At 59.1% G+C, this 25,073-nt stretch carries 17 protein-coding genes; 15 read left to right on the top strand and 2 right to left on the bottom strand.

Translation table 11 applies throughout. The annotated features are described in order from the left end of the window. Positions 1 to 61 precede the first annotated feature (61 nt). The 5 genes from ACFOTD_RS07805 to ACFOTD_RS07785 all read left to right on the top strand — a co-directional run bounded on the left by ACFOTD_RS07805 (position 62) and on the right by ACFOTD_RS07785 (position 7,166). On the top strand, positions 62 to 1,816 hold the full coding sequence (locus ACFOTD_RS07805) for an extracellular solute-binding protein (protein WP_378117406.1): 1,755 nt from the start codon (positions 62 to 64) through the stop codon (positions 1,814 to 1,816). A gap of 109 nt (positions 1,817 to 1,925) precedes the next feature. After that, positions 1,926 to 2,855 (top strand): ABC transporter permease, encoded by a 930-nt coding sequence (locus ACFOTD_RS07800; RefSeq protein ID WP_378117572.1) that lies wholly within the window; start codon positions 1,926 to 1,928, stop codon positions 2,853 to 2,855. A gap of 12 nt (positions 2,856 to 2,867) precedes the next feature. After that, positions 2,868 to 3,746 carry a carbohydrate ABC transporter permease gene (locus tag ACFOTD_RS07795; RefSeq protein WP_378117404.1) on the top strand — a complete coding sequence of 293 codons (879 nt, stop codon included), beginning with the start codon at positions 2,868 to 2,870 and terminating at the stop codon, positions 3,744 to 3,746. A gap of 56 nt (positions 3,747 to 3,802) precedes the next feature. Then, a complete protein-coding gene (locus ACFOTD_RS07790; protein ID WP_378117402.1) occupies positions 3,803 to 5,530 on the top strand; it encodes a sensor histidine kinase in 1,728 nt (575 codons plus the stop codon). Positions 5,531 to 5,537: 7 nt separating this feature from the next. Then, complete coding sequence (locus tag ACFOTD_RS07785; RefSeq protein WP_378117400.1) at positions 5,538 to 7,166, top strand: response regulator; 1,629 nt, start codon at positions 5,538 to 5,540, stop codon at positions 7,164 to 7,166. 98 nt (positions 7,167 to 7,264) lie between these two features. On the opposite strand, the gene ACFOTD_RS07780 is transcribed toward ACFOTD_RS07785, so the two are convergent. Continuing rightward, positions 7,265 to 7,684 (bottom strand): SRPBCC family protein, encoded by a 420-nt coding sequence (locus ACFOTD_RS07780; RefSeq protein ID WP_378117398.1) that lies wholly within the window; start codon positions 7,682 to 7,684, stop codon positions 7,265 to 7,267. A 173-nt stretch (positions 7,685 to 7,857) separates the two neighbouring features. Between ACFOTD_RS07780 and ACFOTD_RS07775 the strand changes: the two genes are divergently transcribed. From ACFOTD_RS07775 to ACFOTD_RS07760, 4 genes are all read left to right on the top strand, one after another. After that, positions 7,858 to 10,482 (top strand): glycoside hydrolase, encoded by a 2,625-nt coding sequence (locus tag ACFOTD_RS07775; protein WP_378117396.1) that lies wholly within the window; start codon positions 7,858 to 7,860, stop codon positions 10,480 to 10,482. Between the two features lie 1,276 nt (positions 10,483 to 11,758). After that, entirely contained in the window at positions 11,759 to 12,148 is a 390-nt protein-coding gene (locus ACFOTD_RS07770) for a hypothetical protein (protein WP_378117394.1), read from the top strand. 4 nt (positions 12,149 to 12,152) lie between these two features. Then, on the top strand, positions 12,153 to 13,889 hold the full coding sequence (locus tag ACFOTD_RS07765; protein ID WP_378117392.1) for an ABC transporter ATP-binding protein: 1,737 nt from the start codon (positions 12,153 to 12,155) through the stop codon (positions 13,887 to 13,889). Next, positions 13,889 to 15,754 (top strand): ABC transporter ATP-binding protein, encoded by a 1,866-nt coding sequence (locus ACFOTD_RS07760; protein WP_378117390.1) that lies wholly within the window; start codon positions 13,889 to 13,891, stop codon positions 15,752 to 15,754. The genes ACFOTD_RS07765 and ACFOTD_RS07760 overlap by 1 nt, the downstream gene beginning before the upstream one ends. An 81-nt stretch (positions 15,755 to 15,835) precedes the next feature. On the opposite strand, the gene ACFOTD_RS07755 is transcribed toward ACFOTD_RS07760, so the two are convergent. Next, on the bottom strand, positions 15,836 to 16,924 hold the full coding sequence (locus ACFOTD_RS07755; protein WP_378117388.1) for an NAD(P)H-dependent flavin oxidoreductase: 1,089 nt from the start codon (positions 16,922 to 16,924) through the stop codon (positions 15,836 to 15,838). Between the two features lie 253 nt (positions 16,925 to 17,177). Here ACFOTD_RS07755 and helD point away from each other — a divergent pair, with 253 nt between their 5' ends. The 6 genes from helD to ACFOTD_RS07725 all read left to right on the top strand — a co-directional run bounded on the left by helD (position 17,178) and on the right by ACFOTD_RS07725 (position 25,021). Next, on the top strand, positions 17,178 to 19,604 hold the full coding sequence (gene helD / locus ACFOTD_RS07750; protein ID WP_378117387.1) for an RNA polymerase recycling motor HelD: 2,427 nt from the start codon (positions 17,178 to 17,180) through the stop codon (positions 19,602 to 19,604). A gap of 444 nt (positions 19,605 to 20,048) precedes the next feature. Continuing rightward, complete coding sequence (locus tag ACFOTD_RS07745; RefSeq protein WP_378117385.1) at positions 20,049 to 21,734, top strand: methyl-accepting chemotaxis protein; 1,686 nt, start codon at positions 20,049 to 20,051, stop codon at positions 21,732 to 21,734. A 172-nt stretch (positions 21,735 to 21,906) separates the two neighbouring features. After that, positions 21,907 to 22,404 carry an RNA polymerase sigma factor gene (locus ACFOTD_RS07740; protein ID WP_090116672.1) on the top strand — a complete coding sequence of 166 codons (498 nt, stop codon included), beginning with the start codon at positions 21,907 to 21,909 and terminating at the stop codon, positions 22,402 to 22,404. A gap of 130 nt (positions 22,405 to 22,534) precedes the next feature. Further along, positions 22,535 to 23,254 carry a hypothetical protein gene (locus ACFOTD_RS07735; protein WP_378117383.1) on the top strand — a complete coding sequence of 240 codons (720 nt, stop codon included), beginning with the start codon at positions 22,535 to 22,537 and terminating at the stop codon, positions 23,252 to 23,254. Between the two features lie 172 nt (positions 23,255 to 23,426). After that, positions 23,427 to 23,852: a MarR family winged helix-turn-helix transcriptional regulator gene (locus tag ACFOTD_RS07730; RefSeq protein ID WP_378117381.1), complete on the top strand. Its 426-nt coding sequence runs from the start codon at positions 23,427 to 23,429 to the stop codon at positions 23,850 to 23,852. 77 nt (positions 23,853 to 23,929) lie between these two features. Continuing rightward, positions 23,930 to 25,021 carry a YhgE/Pip domain-containing protein gene (locus ACFOTD_RS07725; RefSeq protein WP_378117379.1) on the top strand — a complete coding sequence of 364 codons (1,092 nt, stop codon included), beginning with the start codon at positions 23,930 to 23,932 and terminating at the stop codon, positions 25,019 to 25,021. The last annotated feature ends 52 nt before the right edge of the window (positions 25,022 to 25,073 follow it).

Genomic DNA, 25,073 nt, shown 5'->3' with positions numbered 1-25,073 from the left:
CTATCCCGCGGCGCGGATGGAATAATGAAGTAGGAAAGAGTCGTAGACGAGGGGGAGCTCCATGAAACGATATTCAAAAGCATGGTCGGCCATGCTGGGCAGCATGCTGGCCGTGAGCGTCATCGCCGGGTGCAGCGGCGGCAACAACGAGCCGTCGGCAGCTTCGGGCGAATCGAGCAAGCAGCCGTCCGCGACGGCAAGCGCGGAAGCCTCGGTCCAGCCAAGCGCGTCGGCGTCCGCATCGGCGCAGGCCGAGCCGCAGCCGAACGACCGCACGAAGTTCGATCCGCCCGTGACGATCACCGGCGCGATCGCGCTGAAGGCGTCGGATAAGCTGCGCAACGGCGACACGCCGGAGAACAACCCGGTCTCCCGCTGGTTCAAGGACAACCTGGGCATCGTCACCAAGTATCAATGGGTCGTGACGGATCAGGCGGATGCGCTTGGCACGAAGGTGCGGCTCGCGATGACGAGCGGCGAGCAGCTGCCGGACGTCCTGTCGGCATCGGGCACGCTGTTCGAGGATCTGGTCGCCTCCGGCAAGATCCAGCCGATCGACGAGGCGTTCGAGAAGTACGCGACGGCCAGAGTCAAAGAGGCATACGCCAAAAACCCGCAGGTCATGGCGACCGTCATGCGCAACGGGAAAATGTACGGCTTGCCCGATCTGTCCAACGGCTTCGTAGGCGACACGGTCATGTGGGTACGGCAGGATTGGCTCGACAAGCTGAGCCTGAAGGCGCCGACCAACGTCGAGGAATACGAAAAAGTGCTGGATGCCTTCACGAACCAGGATCCCGACGGCAACGGCAAGAAGGACACCTACGGCATGGCGCTCGGCGGCAACACCGGGTACCATCATCCGACGGCCAACTACATGGCGGACGCGATGTTCGTGTTCGGCCAGCACCAGCCTTACTTCTGGCTGAAGGGGGATGACGGCCAGCTGCACTATGGCTCCGTCGATCCGGTAGTCAAGGACGGCCTCGTCAAGCTGGGCGATTGGTCCGCCAAAGGCTTCCTGAGCCCGGACTTCGGCACGCAGGACGCCACGAAGGCGATGGCCGACTTCACCTCGGGCAAAGCCGGCATCGTCTTCGCGCCGGGTTGGGCGGGCGGTTGGCCGATCGGCACGGCCATCGCCGACGCCGAGAAGAAAAACGAGAAGCTGTCGATCAAGCCGTACCCGATTCCGTCCGGCGTAGACGGGCAGGTCGGCCGTCAAGCCTCGCCGCCGACCTATACGACTTATGTATTCCGCGCAGGATTCGAGCATATGGATGCCATTTTCAAGTACTGGGATACGCTTTATAGCTGTTCCCTCGAAGACGAAGCGTGCCCGTTCGGCGCCGGCAAGGGCGAGGGCTACGACTACGTCATGAAGGACGGCAAGCCGGACTGGACGGTGCCGGAGGGAACGATCGACCTCGGCCGGTACATGCTGATGTCGCCTGGCACGACGCCGCCCAACGTCATGGACGGACCGAACATCTACCAGCGCGTGGCGGCAGGCTCGCTCAACAATATTTTCGAGCAGAAGCTGGCGGCCAGCAATGGTCCGCTCACGGTAGAGGGATTCGCGACCGCCTTCCAGCAGCAGAGCTCGGACGTGCCAAACGGCTTCCTGGGCGCGAACACGAAGACGATGATCGAGAAGTGGGAGCAGCTGTCGACGCTCGAAGAGCAAGCCTACTTGCAGATCATCTACGGCAAGGCCAAACCGGACTACTTTGATTCCTTCGTCAAGCAATGGAACGATCAGGGAGGCGCGCAGATCACCGCCGAGGTGAACGAGCAGGTCGCCGCCTCCAAGTAAGCGCGTCGGATCATAAGCAAGACAAGCGCGAACGCGGAGCTGCAAGCCGGAATTTTATGCTCCGCGTTCGCTTTCTTTTACAGAAAGGAAAGAGATAGGGGATTGGATGATGAGAACTGAAGCGATTGATTCGAAAAGGCGGAAAGGCGCGTTAAATCTCAGGAAAAACTGGGCGCTGCACTTGTTTCTGCTGCCGTCGGTCGTGCTGCTGTTTATTTTCAATTATATTCCGATGGCCGGACTCGCCATCGGCTTCGAGGATTTCAAGCCTTGGCTGGGAATCTTCCGTTCCCCCTGGGCGGGCTTCAAGCACTTCCATTTCATGTTCAACGACCCCACGGCCATTCAAGTCATTTGGAACACGTTCGTCATTGCGACGCTAAAGATCGCGATCGGCGCGGTTACGCCCTTCGTCTTTGCCCTGCTCCTCAATGGCGTTAAAAATATGCTCTTCAAACGTACGGTTCAGTCGCTCGTCTATCTGCCTCACTTTCTCAATTGGGTCATTCTCGGCGGCATTTTGACGGATCTGCTGTCTACGGACGGACTGATCAATCAGTTCCTGCAGTCGCTCGGCCTTGATCGCGTATTCTTCCTCGGGGACGGTGACTGGTTCCGCGTCACGCTCATTACGAGCGATATCTGGAAGGAGTTCGGCTTCGGCACGATCGTCTATCTGGCGGCGATGGCCGGCATTAATCCGAATTTATACGAGGCCGCGGATATGGACGGCGCGACCGGCTTCCAGAAAACCCGGCACATCACGGTGCCGTCGATCCTTCCGATCGCCGTCGTGATCGTGACCCTGTCCTTGGGCAACGTTTTGAACGCCGGCTTCGATCAGGTGTTCAACATGTACAATCCGCTCGTGTACCAGAAGGGCGATATCATCGATACCTACGTTTATCGCGTCGGGCTGATTCAAGGATCTTACAGCCTCGCGACCGCCGTCGGCTTTTTCAAGTCCGTCATCGGCTTCGTGCTGATCGCCGTCACTTACAAGTTGGCGACGAAGTACGCCAATTACCGAATTTTCTAAGGGGAACCGGCCATGTATAAAATATCGTTATCCTATCGCCTGTTCAATGCGGCGAACGTCGTCTTCCTGGCCGTCACCGCGCTGCTCTGCGTGCTGCCGATGGTTCACGTGCTCGCGGTATCGCTCAGCTCGGATCATGCCACGTCCTCGTACCTGGTCAAGTTCTGGCCGATCGGCTTTAACTTAGCCTCCTACGAGAAGGCGATGAACAGCAACAGCTTCCTGATCGCCTTTCAGATGAGCGTGCTCAGGACGATCGCGGGTACGGCGCTCACGATGTTCCTGACGCTGCTCGCCGCCTACTCGATGTCCAAGGACGACAGCGTCTTTCGGGGCCGATCCGTATACGCCTGGTATTTCGTCATCACGATGCTGTTCCATGGCGGACTGATCCCGACGTACCTGGTCGTCCAGAAGCTGCATTTGACCAATTCCCTGCTGGCGCTGATCCTCCCGGTAGCGGTCAATGTGTTCAATGTCGTGCTGATGATGAATTTCTTGCGCGGCATTCCGAAGGAGCTCGAAGAGGCGGCCATGATCGACGGCGCCGGGCACTTCCGGATTCTATTCGTCCTGTTCCTGCCCATCTCGCTGCCTTCGATCGCCACGCTATCCTTGTTCACGATGGTCTTTCACTGGAACGCCTGGTTCGACGGCATGATCTACATGAATAAAGCGGAGCTGTTCCCGCTGGCCACCTTCCTGCAGGCGCTGGTCGCGAGCTTCGACTATACGAAGATCGGTCTCAATCCCGCCGATCTGGAGAATCTATCCGAACGCTCGCTCAAGTCGGCGCTTATCTTCATCGGCACGGTGCCGATCCTGCTCGTCTATCCGTTTCTCCAACGCTACTTCGTGCAAGGCATGACGCTCGGCTCCGTCAAAGAATAGGCAAAAAATAGTATAATACCGGTAAGTCTATCGAATACGCTCATGGGAGAGACCCGATGAACGTCATCACCAAGGTCATTATGCTGCTGATCGCCATCCTGCTGCCGGTGGTCGGGTTATACGCCTATTCTTACAAGCAGAGCGTGCACGTCATCGAGGAACAGATCAACACGAGGAACGAGGACAAGCTCACCTATTTCCTCAACCAGATCGACAGCCTCATGGATCAGAACATGCTGTTTGCCGCGCTTGCGGCAAAGGATCCGGAGATCCGGAGCGTCGCCTTCGGCGAATTGCCGGCAGACGGCTACGACCGCTACAATACGATCGAGTCGATCGCGGGCAAGCTCAATTTGTTCAGTCTAACGAATCAGGTCATGAACCGGATCACGATTTATTTTCCGAAGCACGATCTATCGCTGTCCACGCAGTCGTCCGAAGCGTTCGACGGGGAGGCGTTCGTTCGATCGTATTCGCCTGCCTGGCAGTTGAACGATATCGACGAAGCGGGGGTCAGCATGACCGCTTTTTCCCGCTATTTCGTCTACCCGATGCTGCATGACCCTGACGAGATTATGAAGTCGGACTTTATTATTCGCGTGGACTTTCCGGTGCAGAACATTACGAACCTGCTGGACGGCTTTAAGCAGGGCGGGGAGAGCGATTTCCTTTTTTACCGGGGACCGGATCAAGCCGTCTACAGCAGCACTGCGAACAAGGAACGGATCGGGCGGCTGCTGGCGTCGTATTCGCCGGACCCCTCCAAGTCGGGCCATTCCTATCACGATATCGCGAAGCTGGATGGCCAGTCCTATCTCATTTACGTGAAGACCTCGCAGAAGCTGGGCTGGAGCCTGATCGACATCGAACCGCTCGACGAGATTTTGCAGCCGGTCGTCCGCAATCGCAATCTGTTCTACGTCATCATGTTCCTGCTCGTGCTGCTCGGGCTGGCCTCCGCGCTGCTGCTGCATTATCACATCCGGGTGCCGATCGCGATCCTGATCCGCAGCGCCGAGCAGATCAAGAACAAGAACTTCGCCTACAGGATCCGCAGCGTGCGGCGCAATGAGTTCCAGCAGCTTTTCGATTCGTTCAACGGCATGGCGACGGAGATCGATCACCTGCTCGGACGGGTGTACGCCGAGGAGATCCGTTCCAGGGAAGCCATGATGAAGCAGCTCCAATCGCAGATCAATCCTCATTTTCTCTACAACTGCCTGGCTTATATCGTGAACATGGCGAAGATGCGTCAGCATGAATCGGTCATCGCGATGGCGCATAATCTGGGCGACTATTACAAATACACGACCCGCAACGAGACGCTGGTCTCCACGCTGCGGTCGGAGATGGAGCTGGCCCGGAGCTACATGGACATTATGAGCTCCCAGCTCGACAAGTTCGTCTATGCAATCGACATTCCGCAGGACATGCTTGCACTGCCGATCCCCAGACTGCTGATCCAGCCGATCATCGAGAACGCCATCGTGCACGGCCTCGAAGAGCGCATGGAAGACGGCCTCATCGTCATTGCGGGCACGGCGGACGAACGGGAGTACCGTCTCGTCGTCGAAGACAACGGGTCGGGATTGTCGCCGGAGGCGCTATCCGAGCTGCGCCGGCGCATCGACTCGGACACCAACGATTCCGGGCACACGGGCTTGTGGAACGTGAATCATCGTTTGCGCTATTTCTTCGGCGGCGGCGCGGGCATGCGGATCGCGCATTCGGCCATGGGCGGTCTCCGGATCGAACTGTACTGGCATTCGGCGGAAAGGGAGTGAAGCGAGCGTGTACACGGTGTTGATCGTCGACGATCACAAGCATCAAGTCGATACGATGGCCGCGACCCTGCCCTGGGACCGTTATGACATCACGACGATTTATCGCGCGTACGGGGGTACAAGCGCAATAGACATTATCGACGCGCATCCCGTCGATATCATGATCACGGACATCCGTATGCCCGGCACCTCGGGCCTCGAGCTGATCCAGTACGCGAACGAGCGCGGCAAAAACGTCGATTGCATCCTGCTGACCGGCTATGCCGAATTCGAATACGCCAAGAAGGCCGTTGAGGTGCACGCCATCGAATACTTCATCAAGCCGGTCCGCGACGAAGTGCTCATGGAGGCGATCGGAAAAATCGTGGCCAAGCGCCGGCACGAGCGTCAGCATCATCAAAATTACGCTTACGCCGCATCGATCGTACATCGGAACCTGCCGCTGCTCCGGGAGAATCTGCTGCTCGAGCTTTTGCAGGAGCCAGAGTCGGCGTCCGGCGGAAAACTGGACGAGAAGCTTGCGATGTACCGAATTCCGTTTGCGCGGGGAGATGCCGTCAAGCTGCTCGCGATCAAGTTCGATCCGGCTTTTTACGAGACGTACAGCCAGGCTGACATGAAGCTATTCAAGTTCGCCGTCATGAATATGGCGGAGGAGCAATTCTCGGAGCGCTTTCTGATCTGGCCGAGCCAAGCCCACCAAGATCACCTTGTCTTGCTGATCAAGCCTGCGGCGGAAGGGGGCGAGACGCAGCAGGGATGGGATGCCGAAAACGACGCATTGCTGGAAGAGCTGGCAGCCAAGTTGTTGGCCAACGCGGAGCGGTATCTTAAACGAAACATCGGGCTGTTTATCTCGGATCCGGTCCTTTTTCCCGCTGCGCTCCACCAGGCTTACGTTTCCGTGAACGCCATGCTGCTCAAGGCGGCGAAGCGGCAGAGCGGCATCCTGTCCAAGCCGACGGCCGGCACGGACCGGGAGTTGAAGCCGTTAACCGCGCTCTACCGGCAGCCGATGCTGATCCAGCTGATGAACGCGGGCAACCGGGACCGGGTGAACGACAAGCTGGACGCCATCTTCCAGGAGCTGGCTTCCGAGCATGCCGATTCCCCCGCGCATACGCGCGAAGCTTATCTGCACCTGCTGAGCGCCTTCACCTACCTGGCTCATAAGAAAGGCAAGCTGTTGGAGGATCTCGTGAGTCCGGCATCCGTCCGCGCGGAGCGCACGGCGATCCATTCGGCCAAGCTCCTGGACGCGTGGAGCCGCGTCATTCTCGACGCGCTGTTCGGGCATGAACCGGCGAAGATCGAAGACAATCATCGCCTGCTCGTGCAGAAAGTGCATGCCTTCGTCGAGCTTAATCTGAACAAGGACGTCACGCTGCAGTCGATCGGAGACTTCGTCTACCTGAACGCGATCTATCTGTCTCAGATCTATAAGGATATTACAGGAGAGAATTTAAGCGATTATATTTTGCGCGCCCGAATGGAAAAGGCGAAGATGCTGCTCGAGGGCACCTCGCTGCGCATTTACGAAATCACGGAGCAGGTCGGCTATCAGAGCCCGCAGCACTTCATCCGGAGGTTCAAGAGCTATTACGGCGTGACGCCGGAGTTCTATCGGAAGAGTTAGCGCAAGGAGGTAAGGGTGTAAGGTAGGGAAACGGATGAGATCGTTTCATTCCCGCCGACCGACGCAGTACGCGCCGGTCGGTTTCGTGTTTGGATCGGTTACCGAACGCTCCCTTTCGCCTCGGCTTCGATCGCTGCCTTCATTACCTGGGACCCGCGGTCGACGCGCGCCTGGATCTCGGCGGCCAGATCGTCCGGCAGAAAGTCCGTCGTCCATACGAGCAGGGCGCCGCCGCCTTCTTGCGGAAACACCTGGAACGAAGCGTGGTGATGCAGCAGCGGGGTCTGGCTCTCGACGACGGCATAAGCCATGCGGCGCGCCTGATCGTCGACGGACACGATATATTCGCGCACGACGTTGCCGCCCAGCATCGTCAGCGTCCGTTCATGACCGTTCATTCGCGTATCCTCCGTATACCTGGGAACAAGGCGGCGATGGACGGCTCCGACGTCGCGGACGGCGTCCCATACCTGTTCTGGCGTAGCATCGATAAGGATCTCCTTGCGAATCGTTGGCAAATGATCACGCTCCTTGCGTCCCATTATATAGAAGACGGGAAACATTTCAACCAAATACGGAAATCGATCATGTCGTCTCACTCTCCCTGCTGTCACACTGGGATCAGCCGACTCCTCCTATTCCGCTGCCGCGACGACCCGTCGGCATTCCACGAATCGAAGGGAGAAGATTGATGAAGTTGACACGCAAGGCCAGAAGCAGGTTGCTCGCCGGTCTCTGTCTGCTCCTCTCGCTCATGCCCTCCGCTTTTGCTTTCCCGCACCCGGCTTCCGCAACCGCCGTACACACCGTCACGATCAACCCGAATACCGTCGTCCAATCCGATTACAAGGGCGTCGGCGTCAACATCATTCCGAGCGCGCTCATGGCGAAGTCCAGGGAGCATGGGTACACGACCGCGCATTGGGAAATGGACAAAGAGCGCATCCTGGCGATGAAGCCGAAGGTGGCCCGCGTCTGGTTTCAGATCGACTGGATGGAGCCGTCCAAAGGGTCTTACTCCTGGGACAATCTGAAGATGCAGGCGTTTTACCAGTACCTCGACGTCCTGAAGAGCGCGGGGACCGAGGTCGAACTGAACTTTGGCTGGAAAAACGGCTCGACCATCCACAGCTGGTTTCCCATCGCCGGCAGTACGACGCCGTACGAGAGCGCGCCGGCGGACCTGGACGCGTTCGCCGCCTCGGCTTCGGCCGCCTTGCAGCAGCTGATCTCGGTCAGAGGCTACACGAACATCAAGTACATGACGTTTTACAATGAGCCCAATGGCTCGTGGGACTTCGAAGCGCCGGGCGACCAGAAGCTTTACTACGCGAATATGGTCAAAAAGGTGCATGACCGGCTCGTCGCCGACGGCCGCCGCAGCCTGGTCAAGCTGTGGGGACCGGAGGAGACGGGGGCGCCGGACTGGACGCAATATATGAAAACGAACATCGACAGCTATCTCGACGGCTACAGCTTCCACGTCTATGGCGAGCCGTATGCGACGCTCAGCACGGCCATCTCGGCCCGCACGTCGGTCGTCGGCTCCAAGCCGGTGTACCTGACCGAATTCGGCTGGGCGGGCGACAACGACAGCGGCTGGGACTCCGGCTATGCCAACACCGTCATCAAGTCGGCCAACGAAGGCGTGAACGGCGCGCTGGTCTGGCAGCTGAACGGCGGCTACTCGACCGATCCCGACGGCAGCACGAACGGCAACTACGACCTTTACGACGCGTTGTACACGGGATTGACGCCCAAAAAAGCATTTTACGCCGCCGGGCTGCTCGCGCGTTACATTCCGGCGCACAGTTCGGTCGTCTCCGTCAGCACCGGCTCCACCGACATTCGGGCTGCCGCCTTCAAGACGAGCGGCGGCGACTACACGATCGTGCTGGAGACGAAGGCCGGCACCGATCGCAGCGTCACGTTCAACTTCAGCGGCGTCAACGTCGGCAAGACATTCCGTAAGCACGTCTACCAGGACACGGTCGCGCTGAACGCCAATGCCACGATCCCGAAGTCCGTCGCGAGCTTCGCCGCGGGCACCTCGTTCACCGATGGCGCGATCGACGCGAACTACAACGTAATCGTCTACACCACGCTGCCGGCGCAGACGCAGGTGGAGGTGTCGCCGGTCAATTCGACCGTGACGGCGGGACAGTCCGCCACGTTGGCCGCCAGCGTCGTCGACAACACCGGCGGCGTGACCTGGAGCGTCGTCGGCAGCGGCAACGGCACGATCACGAGCGGCGGCGTGTATACCGCACCGCGCGTCATAAGCAGCAAGCTGGTCGCCGTGAAAGCGGCCAGTACGGCCGATCCGTCGAGCTACGGCATCGCGCTCGTCCGGGTGAATCCGGACGGCTCCGCGCAGCCCGCCAACGCCGGATTCGAATCGCCCGCCACGACGGGAACCGTCGTCGGTCCGACGACCGCCGGCTGGACGTTCAACTCGCGGGCGGGCATCCAGCGCAACGGCAGCGTCTTCGGCGCGCTGGACTATGCGCCCGAGGGGCTGCAGACCGCCTACCTGAAGACGGACGGCGGCGTGGCGGGCGAGTTCAGCCAGAATCTGACGCTGGCTGCGGGGAGCTACACGCTGAGCTTCAAAGCGGCTCAGCGCGCGAGCTACGGCGGCGCCCAGTCGTTTAACGTCCTGGTCGACGGCGCGGTCGTCGGTTCGTTCACGCCTTCCTCGGGCGCGTTTGCGCCCTATACGACGGGCGCTTTCACCGTGTCCGCAGGGAGCCGCGCGATCAAGTTCGCCGCCACGACGACCGCCGGGGACAATACCGCATTCATCGACGAAGTGATGCTGAACCCGGCTGCCGTAGTTCCGGTCACGGGTGCCGGCTTCGAGACGCCGTCCGTCGCCGCCGCGTCGACCAAGACGGCTTGGGGCCCGGCCACCTACGGCGGCTGGGCGTTCAACAGCCGCGCCGGCATCCAGTACAACGGCAGCGTGCTGGGCCCGTCCGCCGTTGCGCCCGAAGGCGTGCAGACCGCTTATCTGAAAACGGACGGCGGCGTGCCGGGCGAGTTCAGCCAGAGCGTGACGTTCCCGTCGGCCGGCACGTACAAGGTAACCTTCAAGGCGGCGCAGCGCACGAGCTTCGGCGGCGTCCAGTCGTTTAACGTCCTGTACGACGGCACCGTCATCGGCTCCTTTACGACGACCTCGGGCGCGTACGTATCGTTCGCCACCGTCAACTTCGCGGCGACCGCCGGCAGCCACGCGATCAAGTTCCTGGCCACGACGACGACCGGGGACAACACGGCCTTCATCGACGACGTCGCGATTACCGCGGCGTGATGCCGGACTGGGGCCAAGTAGTGATCCAGGTCGACACATCCTGCTCGTCGGTGCCATTCCCCGGCGAAGTGTTGATCTAGGTCAACACATTGGGCTTGATGGCGCCGCGCTCCGACTAAGTGTGGATCTAAGTCGACACATTGGGCTCGTCGCTGCCGTGCCTCGACGAAGTGTGGATCTAAATCAACACATTGTGCTCGTCGGTGCCGTGCCTCGACGAAGTGTGTATCTAAATCAACACATTGTGCTCGTCGGTGCCGCGCCCTCGTCCAACCGTCTCAATCTGCCCCATAAGGCCCTAAACCTTCTTCGTCGAGTTGCGATTGTTCAGCAGCTATTTGAACGGGCGTCCTCAGTGCCATGTTGACCATCCTTTATAGGCATAAGAAAAGCCACCCAAACGGTGGCATGAAATGGTAATATATGGTTTGTTCTGCTCGCCTAGACGGGGTAGTCCGCCTCCAGATCGGAGGTGAGGCTATGACATTTTCTTTTCAGGAAGTAATGCTGCTTGGTATGTTCGTCCTGGCATTGCTTACTTACTTGAATAAAGAAAATAACCCGTCCAGGTTCTCGCCATAGCGCGGGTTATTTCATCGGTCGCTCGACTGGAGGTAACCCCGTCAAAGCAGTTGTGCAGGAAGTCGGTGTTTGGCGCACCGGCTTCTTTTATCATACCCGCTTTAGACGTCAACCATTTTATACCGCGTTAGCTATTGTCCTAGAGCAGCACTTGAAGCCCTGCTGCGCCGCAAACCGCCCAACTACTGCCGTAGAGCAGTACTTAGCTCTATATGGCATCCCAATCCTGCAAAGTACTGCCGTAGAGCAGTACTTGAAGCCCTGCTGCGCCGCAAACCGCCCAAGTACTGCCGTAGAGCAGTACTTGAAGCCCTGCTGCGCCGCAAACTGCCCAACTACTGCCGTAGAGCAGTACTTGAAGCCCTGCTGCGCCGCAAACCGCCCAACTGCTGCCGTAGAGCAGTACTTAGCTCTATATGGCATCCCAATCCTGCAAAGTACTGCCGAAGAGCAGCACATGTGAAGCGCCCCCCGCGCCATGCCCCGGCCAACTACTGCTGTAGAGCAGCACTTGGCGCCTTGTATCCCCCTGCCCCGGCCAACTAATTGACCGACGCTCGTACTTCGCACGCCGCAGAAGCCTCTACCACTAGAGAATCTCCCCAAGGTCATATTCTGACCCCGAGAGTCACTTTCTTTTGACACATATCATTCATGTGTATACAATTGTATACATAAAGGAGCGTGTGTATAGATGCGTGACCATAGAGGAAGAGGCGACAGAGACCGCGAGGGCGGTCATAAGGGGAGGCACCATCACGGCGCGAAGACGTTTCGCCGCGGGCGGGCGCTGGAGTTTTGGCAGATGCTCGACGTTAAGCGCAAGACGCTGAGACAGCAGCTGGAAGCGCCGGAATACCGGGAGATCAAGACGATCCTGCTCGGCGAGCTCAAGGCGATCGAGCAGATTATCGACGAGTACACCAGGCATTTCGAGCTGCATCGGGCCGATGAGGAGGCGGACTCGCACGGGGAATCTCCCGTTGAATCGTCCGGGGACTTACCCGGGGACTTGACCGCGGACCCATCCGCGGACTCTCCGGCGGACCGGGCGGCGCAGGAGACCGAAGAAGGGGGAGCCTGAACCGATGTGGGGCTTAAGGGCGTATTTTAAACCTTACTGGAAATTCCTCATTCTCGGCCCGCTGTTCATGATTTTCGAGGTCTTCTTCGATCTGCTCCAGCCCAGGCTGGCCGCGCACATCGTCAACTTCGGCATCGTGGACCGCGACTTCAGCGTTATTGAACGAACGGGTTTCCTCATGGTCGGGGTGGCGCTGCTATCGCTCATCACCGGCGTCGGATGCAACCTTTTCGCGAGCCGCGCTTCGCAGAACTTCGGCGCCGACGTGCGGGAGGCGCTTTTCACCAAGGTGCAGGCGTTTTCGTTCGACAACATGGATGCGTTCAAGTCTGGAACGCTCATCACGCGCATGACGAGCGACGTCGTGCAGGTGCAGAACCTGCTGCAGATGGCGCTGCAGGGCATGGTCCGGGCGCCGAGCCTGCTCATCGGGAGCGTCGTAATGGCCTTGCTCATGAATCTGCGGCTGGGCCTCATCCTTCTGGGCACGTTGATCGTGCTGGTCGCCGCGCTTGTCGTGCTGATCCGCTTTTCCAATCCGTTGTTTGCTGGCGTTCAAGCCAGGCTGGATGCCGTGAATACGCGCATTCAGGAAAATCTGGCCGGCATTCGCGTCGTCAAAGCTTTCGTCCGAACCGATTACGAGATGAAACGCTTCCGGGAGGTCAACGAGGATTATACGGCGATCTCCATCCGGGCGGCACGCTTCATTGCGCTGAATGCGCCCATCGTAACGCTCATTATGAACGCATGCATGGTCGCAGTGCTGTTGTACGGCGGCGACCTGGTATCGATCGGTTCTGTTCAGGCGGGAGACCTGGTGGCCTTCGTCAACTATGTCGTACAGGTGCTGTCTTCCCTGCTCATGGTGAGCGGGCTGCTGATGAACGTGTCCCAGGCTAACGTGTCCGCGCGGCGCATCGGCGAGGTGCTGACGACACAGCCTCATATTGAAGGCAAGGTACGCGAAGCCGTGGACCCGATCCCGGCCACGCGCGTGGAATTCGCGCAAGTCTCTTTTTCCTACGACGGCTCGAGCGATCCCAAGGACCTGGTCCTGCGGGACATCGATATCGAAGCCGGCCGCGGAGACACCGTCGCCATCATCGGAGCCACGGGGGCGGGCAAGTCGACGCTTGTCCAGCTGATTCCGCGGCTGTACGACGTCACGTCCGGCGCCGTCCGGATCGACGGCAAGGATATCCGCGAGCTGCCGCTGACCGGGCTTCGCCGCCGGATCGGGATCATCCTGCAGGAGTCGTTCCTGTTCACGGGGACGATCCGCGACAACATCGCCTTCGGCAAGCCCGACGCGACGCAAGCGGAGATCGAGGCAGCCGCGAAAATCGCGCAAGCGCACGACTTTATCGCCAAGCTGCCGGACGGCTATGACACGCAGCTGGGCCAGAAAGGCGTTAACCTGTCGGGCGGGCAGAAGCAGCGCCTCTCGATCGCCCGGACGCTGCTGGTGAAGCCGCCGATTCTCATCATGGACGACAGCACGAGCGCGCTGGATCTCGGCACGGAGCGCCGGCTCCGCACGGCTCTGCAGGAAGTGATGAAGGACACGATCACGTTTCTCATCGCGCAGCGGATCTCGTCGGTCATCGAGGCGCGGCGCATTATCGTGCTGGACGACGGCGCGATCGTAGGCAGCGGCACGCACGCGCAGCTGATGGCCGAGTGCGAGGTCTATCAGGATATCTACAGGTCTCAATTCGGCAAGTTGGAGGTGTCTTGATGGCGGGCAGCGACTCCAATCCGTCTAACGCGAATGCGAACAAGGCCCCGTCGAATATCGATCAAATGGGCTTCCGCGCGGGACCGGGCCCGCGGCCGGGCGAGGTGCCGAAGGTACGGTCGAAGGATACCGCAGGCACGCTGCGGCGAATCGGCAGCTACCTGAAGCTTCAGCGGAGCACGCTCGTATGGGTCGTCGCCTGTACCGTTTTAACGACGCTGTTCTCGCTGCTGGGCCCTTATCTGATCGGCAAAATGTTCGACGATTATATCGTGAAACGTCAATACTACGGGATGTTCCGCATGGGCATGATCCTGTTCGGGGTGTACGTGCTGGGCGCGATCTTCACCTGGATTCAGCAGTACATGGCGTCGAGTCTGTCGCAAAATACCGTGCGGGATATGCGCAGCGACCTGTTCGAGCAATACCAGCGCCTGCCGGTGCCGTTCTTCGACCGCAAGACGCATGGCGAGCTGATGAGCCGGGCCGTCAACGATATCGCCAATGTGTCCAACACGCTGAACCAGACCGTCGTCCAGCTCATCGCCAGCGTGCTCATGCTCGTGGGCAGCGTCGTCATGATGCTCAGCCTGAGCGTGTGGATGACGCTGATTACCGTTTTGACGGTGCCGCTTATCGTTTTCATCACCAAAAAGGTCACGAAGTACACGCGCCGCTACTTCACGGAGCAGCAGAAGCAGCTTGGGGAAGTGAACGGCTTCGTGCAGGAGAGCATCTCGGGTCTGAAGGTTGTGAAGACGTTCGGCAACGAGGCGCGATCGATCGAGCGGTTCCGCGAGATCAACGAGCGGCTGCGTGCGGTCGGCATCAAGGCGCAAAGTCTGTCCGGCTCGATGGGGCCGATGATGAATACGATGCGGAATCTGACGTTTCTTATCATCGCGGTATTCGGCGGCGTATTCGCTTATCACGATCTCATCACGATCGGCGTCATCGTCAGTTTCCTGAACTATTCCAACCAATTCAGCCAGCCGATCAACCAGCTTGCCAATCAGTACAATCTGTTCCAGTCGGCGGTCGCGGGCGCGGAGCGCGTCTTCGAGGTGCTGGATCTGGAACCGGAAACCGCGCACGAGCCGGCAGCCGCAACGAGCCGTCCGATCAGGGGCGACGTCGTGTTCGACCGGGTGGACTTCAGCTACAAACCGGAGGTGCCGGTGCTGAAGCAGGTGTCCCTGCACGCCGAGCCCGGGCAGACGATCGCGCTCGTCGGTCCTACGGGAGCCGGCAAGACGACGATCATCAATCTGCTGACGCGGTTCTACGATATTCAGTCCGGCCGGATTCTGATCGACGGGCAGGAGATCCGAGAGCTCGACAAGGAGGCGCTGAGAGCGCAGATCGGGCTCGTGCTGCAGGACGCGTACGTCTTTTCCGGGACGATCCGGGACAATATCCGATACGGCCGTCTGGAGGCCTCAGATCAAGAGGTGGAGGCAGCGGCCCGGCATGTGGGCGCCGACGCCTTTATCCGCAAGCTGCATGACGGCTACGACACGTACCTGAACGCCGAGGGCGGCAATCTGAGCCAGGGACAGCGTCAGTTGTTGACGATCGCCCGCGCCGTATTGGCGAATCCCGCGATTCTGATCCTGGACGAGGCGACGAGCAGCGTGGATACGCGGACGGAGCTTCACATTCAAGAAGCGATGAAGCTCTTGATGCAGGGGAGAACGAGCTTCGTCATCGCCCACCGGCTCAGCACGATCCAGGAGGCGGACGCGATTCTGGTCATCCAGGGCGGCGAGATCGTCGAGCGGGGCACGCACGCGGAGCTTTTACGGCGGAAAGGGTTCTATGCGGACATGTACAACAATCAGTTCGCGCACACCCAAGTGAGTTGATGTTATGAAAAAAAGCCGGGCGCTGCACTCTCATGGGAGGAGCTGGCCCGGCTTTTGCTGTGCGTCGGTACTGCGTCTCGCTCAGACCTCGCCCGTTCCGGCGAGTCCGCTCAACCTTCCGATGGCCGCCTGCGCCTCCGCGACCGTTCTGCCGATGAGATCCGCAGCCGTCTGCTCCGTCGCCAGCCGGAGGCCTTGCCCTGCCCAGAGGGACATGAACGAAGGATCGTTCGCTTGAGCCGCCGCCTGGCGAATGTCTCTCGTCAGCGCATTTTGAATCGGATAGTCGGGGATTGCCCCCGGGTAGGCCTTCATGTCCCGCATAAAATCCGTGCGAATGCCGCGCGCCGCTTTGCCTGAATAGACATCCGTAATTGCCGTGGCGTCTTCGGCGGACGACAGGACCAGCCGCTTGTGCGCCGCGTGGGCGCCGCTCTCCGGGCTCGCCAGAAACGCGGTGCCCATCTGCACGGCCGATGCGCCAAGCGCCAGGCTCGCCGCGAGTCCGCGCCCGTCCATGATGCCGCCCGATGCGATCACCGGCACCGACACGCGGTCCGCGAGCTGGGGCACGAGCGCCAGCGTGCCGACCAAGGCGTCCGCGGCTTCGCTCAGGAAGGTGCCGCGATGCCCGCCGGCCTCGCTACCTTGGGCCACGACCGCGTCCGCCCCGGCCGCCTCCAGACGGATACCTTCCTCGACTGTCGTCGCCGTGCCGACGATGAAGATCCCGCGCCGCTTCATCTCCTCGATTGCTTCCGCAGGCGGAATGCCGAAGGTGAAGCTGAATACCGGCACCTCTTCCTCCAGCAGCACCTGCACCTGATCCTCGAACGAGGGCGCATACGCAGCAATCGAGGGGCTCGTCTCGATGCCAAGCCTCTCCCGATAAACGTCCAGATGCGCTTGCATGGCCGATATCTCGTCGTCCGTCGACCTCGGCTGTTCGGGTAAGAACAGATTCACGGCGAATGGGCGGTCCGTTCGCCGCCGAACCTCCCGGATCGCGTCGCGAATCTGGGACGGCGACCAGTAGCCGGCGCCCAGGCTGCCCAGCCCGCCGGCGTTGGACACCGCGGCGGCCAGCTCGGGCGTAGCGGGGCCGCCGGCCATCGGCGCTTGCACGATCGGATAGGGGATGCCAAGTCTGCGCGTGAATGAAGTCTCCATTCGGATATCGCCTCCGGTATGTCGTTTTTTTGCGGGAGATAAAACAAAAAAACCGGCGCTTCAGCCGGTTTATAGATATATTCAAAATTTTAATTGCAGCATAGGCAGACTCGTGGTATGATAAGAAACCACTGGTCAATTTTCATAAAATCAAAGATATCGCATGTTACCTTCATAATAATCATACCACGTGGGTTTAGGGAATGTCAAACGTTCTTTTTCAACAATGAGCGGAAGGGAGCGGGATCGGAAAATGATCAACGAACAGGATTGGAAAAAGGAGCAGGCGCGTCTGGGCGAAGTGACGGAAAAGCTGCGGGCGAGGATCGCCGAGCTGGAGCCGGAAGCCTCGGGTCTGCGGGATCAGGCGGGAGACCTTCGCAAGCGGTTCTGGGAAGAAGTGACTGTGAATACGGCCACCTTCGAGGATCTGGAGGAGACCTTCTACAGCATCAAGCAGCAGGAGGCGCTGCTGTCGGAGCGGGAGCGCAGCTACCGGCTGCGCCAGCAGCAATGGAAGGGCCTGAACAGGCTGCTGCCTTCGCCTTACTTCGGCCGCATCGACTTCAGCGAGGACGGTCTCGGCTTTAGCGAGCAGGTGTACATCGGCGTATCGTCCTTCGTCGAATCGGACGGCCTGCAATTCCTGGTTTACGACTGGCGCACGCCGATCGCCAGCATGTACTACGATCATTCTCCGGGCCCAGCTTATTATGATACGCCTGGCGGGCGAGTGTCCGGAACGATGGACCTGAAGCGTCAATATCAGATCCGCGACGGCCGGTTAATCAACGTATTCGATACGAGCCTGACGATCGGCGACGAATTGCTGCAGCAGGTGCTCGGCCATGGCGCGGACGCACAGATGAAGACCATCGTGGCGACGATCCAGAAGGAGCAGAACGCCATCATTCGCGACGACAAGAGCCGGATGCTTATCGTGCAGGGCGCGGCGGGCAGCGGCAAGACTTCGGCGGCGCTGCAGCGGGTCGCGTACTTGCTCTATAAGCATCGCGAACGGCTCAAGGCGGATCAGATCGTCCTGTTTTCGCCCAATCCGATGTTCAACAGCTACGTGTCCACCGTGCTCCCGGAGCTTGGCGAGGAGAACATGCAGCAGACGACGTTCCAGGAGTATCTGGAGATCGGGCTCGGCTCTGCGCTGCGTCCGGAGGACCCGTTCGATCAGATCGAATACGTGCTGTCGGCGTCGTCTTCGCGCGCTTACGAGGCCCGGATCGAGGGGATCGCCTACAAGGCATCCGGCGCGTTCCTTCATGCGCTGCGGGGCTACGCGAACTGGCTGGGGCGAACGGGCATGAAGTTTGCCGGCATCCGGTTCCGGGATCGCGACCTGATCGCCGCGGAACGCATGGAAGCGCAGTTCTACGGCTACGATCCTGCCATCGGCGTGGCGAACCGCGTCGCCATGCTGCAGGAATGGCTGCTGCGGGAGCTGGGGACGCTCGAGCAGGCAGAGCGGGAGGCGCCGTGGGTGCAGGAGGAGCTCAATTATCTCGACAAGGACGATTATGCCGCCGTATTCGGCGAGCTGCATCGTGACCGCGGGGTGTTCGACTTCGCCGAACATTACGAGCAGGTCCGGGAGCGGCTGGACGGGCGCACCAGGCGGGACGAGGGCGACTTCGATTACGCCGAGAGAGAGGAAGAGCTGCTGCGCACCCGTATCGTCAAAGCGCAATTCAAGCCGCTGAGGCGGATCGTCAAAAGGCTGCAGTTTATCGACGCGACCGGTCTGTATGCGCAGCTGTTCGGCGACAGGGAAGCGTATCTCGCGATGACCGGCGAGACGGAGGCGCCGGCATTGTGGGCGGATATCTGCGGGCAGACCAGGGAGAAGCTGGGCAAGCTTGAGCTATTCTACGAGGATGCGACGCCGTACTTGTTTTTGAAGGAGCTCGTCGAGGGCATTCGGACGAACACGGAGGTCCGGCATGTTTTCGTCGACGAGGGGCAGGATTATTCGGTGTTTCAATACGAATTTTTGAAACGGTTGTTTCCCCGCGCCCGCATGACGGTGCTCGGCGACTTCGGGCAGGCGATCTTCACGCAGGCGACGGAGCTGCACGGCGCGGATTCGCCGCTGATCCGGCTGTACGGCGAGTCGGACACAAGCCTGATCCGGCTGGTCCGCAGCTACCGGTCGACGCGCGAGATCGTGGCTTTTGCGCGAGAGCTGCTGCCGGACGGACGGGATATCGTGCCCTTCGAGCGGAGCGGGCCGAAGCCGCTGCTCGCGAAGACCGCCGGCCGCGAGCAGTCCGCGGCGCGGATGGCGGCGGACCTCGCGGCGCTGCGGGCGGAGGGCTTCGCCTCCATCGCCGTCATCGCGAAGACGGCGGCAGAGAGCGCCGAAGCCTACGAGGCGCTGCGCGCGCAGGGCTGCCCTGAGCTGCGGCTCGTCACCAAGGAGACGCCGACCTTCGAGAAGGGGACGCTGGTGCTGCCGGCATACCTCGCGAAGGGCGTCGAGTTCGACGCCGTCCTGATCTACGACGCCTCCGCGCAGACTTACGGGCGGGAGAGCGAGCGCAAGCTGTTCTACACGGCATGCACGCGCGCGATGCATCGGCTGCTGCTCTATGCGGCGGGGGAGTGGTCGCCGCTGGTCCGAGAGCTGGATGCGTCGCTGTACGATACGCCGCCGGTAACCATATAAGGCGAGAGCGGTGGCGGGGCCTTGCACATTCTAAGTGCACGATCCCGCCGCCATTCTCTCCCGCATCGCCCCAACCCGCCACCATGAACATTAACAGTGCACGATCCCGCCGCCATCCTCTCCCGCATCGGCTCCGCCCACCATCTTGCACAAATCTTATGCATCTTTCTGCCCGACTGCATCCGGCATCCACTAGCTGGCGCCGTTATACATACTTGGCGTGCAATATCGCCGCGCACCGAGTCGTCCGTACCGACTTAGTTTTCATAATAAATGAGTCCTTCCCGCGACTATTTGCGTATAAATGACCATCTTAATACCAAAATTCGACAAAGATTTGGAGGGTTTTCGGACCTTTGGAACAATTTGTTTAGGACTTTTTACACTTCGTCTTTACTATTAAATTATCATTTGTAATGACCACAACAGCGCGGGAGGCAGAACATGAATTTCACGATACGGAAAAAGCTAATGGCAGGCTTTTTGGGTGTCATTATTCTTCTCGGATTGATCAGCAGCATCTCGTATTTCCAACTGCGGCACATAGACGAATCCTACTCGGACCTGATCGACCGTCGGACCGCGATACTGGTGCAAGCCAAAGAAATGCAGAATTTCGCATCCAGAGAGAATAGCAGCTTGCGTGCTGCGTTGCTCCAGGAGGAGGGCGCCTCCGAAACGCTGGCCGAAGTGATCTCCGGTCTTGACGGTGCAATTGAAACTGTGACTGGCCTAGCCCAACTGCAGCAAGTGAAGGACACGCTGGATCAACTTGACAACTTAAATGCCGAGTTCAAAACGGAGTCGGATAAAGTTCTCGCGCTGTTGCGGACCGACCCGACGGAAGCAAAGGAGTATTTCATTGAAAAGACATCTCCGATCGCGGTTAAAATCCGGGACTTGGCGGATCAGATCGCTGAGCTTCAAACCACGCTGATGAACGAAGGAAACAAAACCAATTCGGAGCTGGTGGATTCCGTCATCCAGACCGTGCTTATCCTGAGCGTGATTTCTCTCGTCCTGGCAATCGGAATCGCGCTGCTGATATCCCGCGTCATTGCCAGGCCGATTCTGGCGCTGGTGGGCGGTGCGGAACAGATTGCGTCCGGCGATCTGACACAGTCCGATATTCGGGTGAGAAATAAAGATGAAACGGCCAAGCTGGCAGCTTCCTTCAACCTGATGAAAACGAATCTGCGTCGACTGATCGGCGAAGTAGGGACGAACACCGAGCAAGTGGCGGCAACCTCTGAGGAGCTGTCGGCCAGCGCCGAGCAGACGAGCAGGGCGACCGAGCAAATCTCGGCAGCCATTCAAGAGGTGGCGGAAGGTTCGACCTTGCAAGTGTCCAGCGTATCGGCGGCGGCTCAAGCGGCTGAGGAAATTTCGAAGGGCATGGAACAGGCCGCGTCCTCGATCCAACGGGTTGCGGCGCTCAATACGGATGCGAACGACAAGGCCGATGCAGGAAATCGGGTCGTAGCCCAGGCGATCGAGCAGATGAACCTCGTGAGAAATTCCGTCAGCGAGACTTCGGAGGTCGTGTATGCCCTGAGCGAGAAGTCCAAAGAAATCAATCAGATCGCCGCGATGATTACGGACATTTCTGCCCAGACCAACATCCTTTCCTTAAATGCCGCCATAGAGGCCACGCGGGCGGGCGAGCATGGACTCGGCTTTGCTGTCGTAGCCCGGGAGGTGAGACGGCTGGCCGAGCAGTCCAGCGAGGCTGCTGGTCAAGTCCGCGAGTTGATCGAGGAGATTCAGAAGGAAGCCGGGAAAGCGGTGGAATCGATGGATGCGGGAGCGTCTGTCGTTAAAAAGGGCATCGAGCTGGTGAATCGATCGGGAGAATCGTTCTCGCTCATCGCGGGCGCCGTCGGACAAGCCGCCGTCGAGTCACAAGAGGTCGCCTCGATCGCAGAAGAAGTGAATTCAAGCGCGCAGAGCATGCTGCAGATGATGGAGAACATAGCCCATATCGCCGAGCAATCCGCTGCCAATACGCAGAACGTTGCGGCTTCGTCGGAGGAACAAAACGCCGCCATGGAGGAAGTGTCCGCTTCGGCTGAAGCCCTGAGCAAGATGGCGCAGGAGCTGCAAGAAGCAATCAGTCATTTTAAAGCTTAATCCGTTCGAAACAGCCCGCGGCCGCCGCGGGCTGTTTGCATGCATCTTAGCTCTTCCATACGTCTATAGCGTGTAAACGAACGAAGAAGCGCAAAATATTTTTTAAAAAAATCGCCCGCCGTGAAAAATATCCGCGCCCTCAGTTGTATTCAAAGGGAAAGGAGGTGCTGAGGTGTACAATTCATTTGAGCTCAATGAATCTGTGCGACGGGCCTTGGATCGATATTCGCAAAGTCTGATCAAGATCGCCTTCGCCTACTTGAAAAATATGGCCGATGCGGAAGAGGTGGCGCAGGACGTATTCCTCGCCTATCTGCAAAAGCGTCCCGTATTTGAAAATAACGAGCACGAAAAAGCGTGGCTTATCCGCACGACGATCAATAAAAGCAAAAACATGCTAAAAGCCGGCTGGTTCAGAAGCCGCAATCCGGTTCCCGAAAACCTGAGCTACCTCCCGCGGGAAGAGAACGAGGTCTTGCAGGCCGTGCTGGCGTTGGACAAGAAGTACCGGATTCCGATTCACCTGCATTACTACGAAGGCTATTCGATCCAGGAGATCGCGGACATTTTGCAGGCCAAGCCCGCTACGGTCGGGACCTGGCTCGCCAGAGGACGGATGCTGTTAAAAGAGAAGATCGGAGGCGCAGAGGATGAAGCGTTCAGTATATAAATCCGCGATGTCTCATTTGAAAACGAGCGAGGACTTTAACGAGGCCACGTACCAGAAGTTAATGCGAGAAATGGAAAAAACGGAGCCAGGCGGCCCGGTTAATCAAATACAATCTAAGGAGATGGCAAAAATGGAAAAAGCAAAGAAGAAGACGTTGACGGGTTGGACAGTAGGGGTAGCGGCATGCGCGGTGTTGGCAGTCGGGATCTTCGCGATCAATCAGAACGGTCCGACGAAGGACTCGGTCGCTTCTCCGTCGGCGACGGCGCAGCCTTCCGCTGTCGCGACTGAAAAGCCTCCGATTATGGGCAAGGTACGGGTCAACATCGACGGTGTCATCACCGAGGTGAGCGCGGACGGCAAGAGCTTCAAGGTCGGCGACCTGTGGGTAGAAATTACGGATCAGACGAAGCTGGGAAGCAGCGAGCCGACGGCGACCGCGCCTTCCGAAGATCTGCTGCAAAAGGAGTTTAAGGTCGGCAACATCGTGTCCGGCTTCACCTCCCAGGATGTGGCTTCGGGCCGCGTGACGGCGGACGTCATTTACAACAATATGGCGCCGGCAAAGGAGGAAGCCCCGATCAAAGGCAAGGCGATGGTCAACATCGACGGCGTTATTTCTGAAGTCAGCGAGGACGGCAAGAGCTTCAAGGTCGGCGATCTCTGGGTGACCATCACGCCGGACACCGCCATGGGCATCGACGGCCCGACGGCCGCAGAACCGTCCGAAGAGCTGCTGCAGAAGGAATTCAAGGTCGGCAACATCGTGTCGGGCTTCACGAGCGAAGACGTCAGCACGGGCAAAGTCAACGCGACGCGCATCTACAACAACATGGCGCCGCAACAGTAAGCTCCTTGCTCCGCGGACGGGCCGAACGCCTCATCCCGCCCGAACCGAAAAGCAGAACCGAAAAGCCTCCGCTGCATGCGGAGGTTTTTTGGCATGCAAGGATCCTCATTGACTTTTAATCGGTTTTCCGGAGATAATAGGCTATGCTAGTATTTAAGGAGGCCGGCAAGGGATGGATCTCAACGATGGCGCCATAGGCTACTTGTTGTCGAGAGCCTATTTTCTGCATAAGAAGAAAGCGACGCATCTGCTCGAAGCGTTCGGCATCACCCCGGAGCAATACGGCATCCTGCACCAGCTGAACAAGCAGGAGGGGATTACGCAGAAGGCGCTCGCCGAGCTGCACGGCAAAGACCAGACGAGCATCGGCAAGACGCTCGAGCGGCTCGAAAATAAAAAGCTGATCATCCGAAAGACCGACCAGGTAGATCGCAGGGCGATCTTGCTGTATCTGTCGTCCGAGGGCAAAGCGCTTTACGAGCAGACGTTTCCCGTCATGCAAGGCTTGAACGGCGATCTGGTAGATCTCATTACGCCGGAGGGGAACGAACGGCTCACTGCGCTGCTGCGCAAGCTCAATCAGGCTTTAAACAGCTGACCCGACAGCTGCCTTTTTTTTCGCAAATACATGCACAGCCTATTATAGGCTGAGCTATTAATTGGAGGAGTACACGAATGAACGCCGTTATTGCCGCATTCAGAGGTTTCTTTAAATTATTGCCGACCAAAGTCGGGCTTACTTTTGCTTTTGTCCTGCCGTTGCTGTTCTCCGTCGTATGGATGACAGGCTATAACGGCGCGACGGAGCGTCTCGGCCAGCTTAAAGTGGGAATTGTGAACGAGACGGGCGAGGCCGGGGCGGCGATCGAGCAGGCAATCAAGAATGGGATGCCTTACGATTTTGCGAGCTACAGTTCGCTGCAAGAAGCGCAGAAGCAACTGAACGGCGGGGAGGCGGATATGATCGTGTCGATCCCCGCGAGCTTCTCCGCGGATGCGCAGGCCGGGCAGGGGAAGTTGACGTTTTATCTGAACAAGACCAGCGCGGAGACCGCGAATGGGATCCTGTCCGCATCGGCGGCACGAATCTCGTCGAGCCTCAGCCAAAGCCAGTACGGCGATTCGTCTCAGCCGCAGATCGCGGCCGACATTGTCACCTTGAACGACAAATCTAATTTTGCAACGAACATGCTGCCTATGATCCTAGGATTCATTACGTATATCGCCGTGATGACGATGAATATCCAACTGAATATCGGCTCCATGATGCTGGGTCGCTGGCACGGGAAATGGCAGATCTTCTGGGCCAGGCAGCTCATTTATGCGGGCGTGGCGGTGTGCGCGTCTTTGCTGGCCACAGGCGTGTCCAGGCTGTTTGTAGATCCTGCCGCTTCGTTCGGGGAAATGTGGGGTTTTCACATGCTGGTCTATGCGGCATCCATCTGCCTGACGCAAATGACCTTCGCGCTGTTCGGCGGTCTGGCGGCTTTAGTAAACACCGGGCTGATTCCCTTTCAGCTCATGACCGCGGGCAACATCGTCCCAGTAGCCATGCTGGCGCCCGCCTACCGCCATGTCGGCGATTTTCTGCCGGCGTCCAACGGCGTCCAAGGCTTCTTCCGATTGATCTATGGCGGAGGCTCGATCTCCTCGTTTGCGCTCCACCTGGCGCTCATCGCCGTCATTGCCTGGGGGATCACCGTTGCCCGCCTTGCCTGGAGCAAACCGGCGGCCCAACCGGTCGGGCAGCCTGCGCCGTCGCACTGAGGGCCGACAATGACGGACGGAACAGCGGACGCTGCGGCGGGCACGCGAAAAA

Origin of the sequence: Cohnella sp. GCM10012308 (assembly GCF_042649185.1) — a bacterium.
Taxonomy (GTDB): domain Bacteria; phylum Bacillota; class Bacilli; order Paenibacillales; family Paenibacillaceae; genus Cohnella.
Note: the sequence above shows the minus strand (reverse complement) of the source record. Positions and strands in the feature narration are given on the sequence as shown.